The organism is Chromohalobacter sp. 48-RD10, from assembly GCF_029889785.1.
Taxonomy (GTDB): Bacteria; Pseudomonadota; Gammaproteobacteria; order Pseudomonadales; family Halomonadaceae; genus Chromohalobacter.
Window position 1 is genome coordinate 1 of the sequence record NZ_JARANX010000186.1, and the last position, 885, is coordinate 885.

The following is an 885-nucleotide window of genomic DNA, read 5'->3' on the forward strand; positions in this document are numbered from 1 at the left end:
TGTCGCTGCTGAGCGGCAAGGGGTATGCCATGGATACGCTATTGGGGGTCATGGCGCATTCGTCGCTGGCATTGGGTCTGGTGGCGGTGTCCTTCGTTTCCGGCGTACGCATCGATCTGATGGCCTACCTGTTCGGCGATATCCTGGCCGTCGGCAAGACCGATCTTGCCATCATCTGGGGAGGCGCGGCGCTGGTCATGGCGTTGATGGGATGGCGCTGGTCGCGCCTGCTGACCGCGACGCTCAATGCGGATCTGGCCCATGCCAGTGGTATCGACCCGCAACGCGAACAGCTCATTCTCACCTTGTCGCTGGCCATCGTGGTGGCCGTTGCCTTGAAGGTCGTCGGCGTATTGCTGATTGCTGCCTTGTTGATCATTCCCGCCGCGACGGCACGCACGTTCAGCCGCACGCCGGAGACCATGGTGGTGGCCGCGGCCTTGGTCGGCATGACGGCCGCCGTCGGCGGGCTACAGACGGCCTATTGGTTCGATACGCCGACGGGCCCCACCATCGTCAGTCTCGCGGCGGCCTTGTTTGCGCTGGCGGGCGTGATCGCGAATGCCCGACGCTTACTATGGCGGGCCATGGCCTCCCGCGCCGGGCGCAGAGACGCTTCAGGTCGAGCCTGACATATCAGGTTGGGCCGGAGACGACGAGCCCGTCTGTTGGACGGGTTCGGGGCATAGGGGCTGCCACGCGCTGCATCAGGAGGGCGCGGGTGTCCAGTTCCATTCTGCATGTGCCACTGCATCATGGGCATGCAGGCTTTCGGCGTGCACGATGCGTACCTGGAAACCCTGTACCTCGTCGCGCGCTTGCAGGGCATGCCGTACACGGCGCGCGGCATCCTCGCAGAACATCAAGTTCTGGCCATTGGCCAGG

Annotated in this window: 2 protein-coding genes; one reads left to right on the forward strand and one right to left on the reverse strand. The window is 64.5% G+C overall.

Translation table 11 applies throughout. From position 1 onward, the window contains the following. The coding region (locus OP496_RS18140; RefSeq protein ID WP_280565376.1) for a metal ABC transporter permease at positions 1–632 on the forward strand (632 nt) is incomplete at its 5' end. A 75-nt stretch (positions 633–707) separates the two neighbouring features. Here the strand turns inward: OP496_RS18140 and OP496_RS18145 are convergent. After that, a partial coding sequence (locus OP496_RS18145) for a GTP cyclohydrolase, FolE2/MptA family (protein WP_280565379.1) occupies positions 708–885 on the reverse strand: 178 nt, incomplete at its 5' end.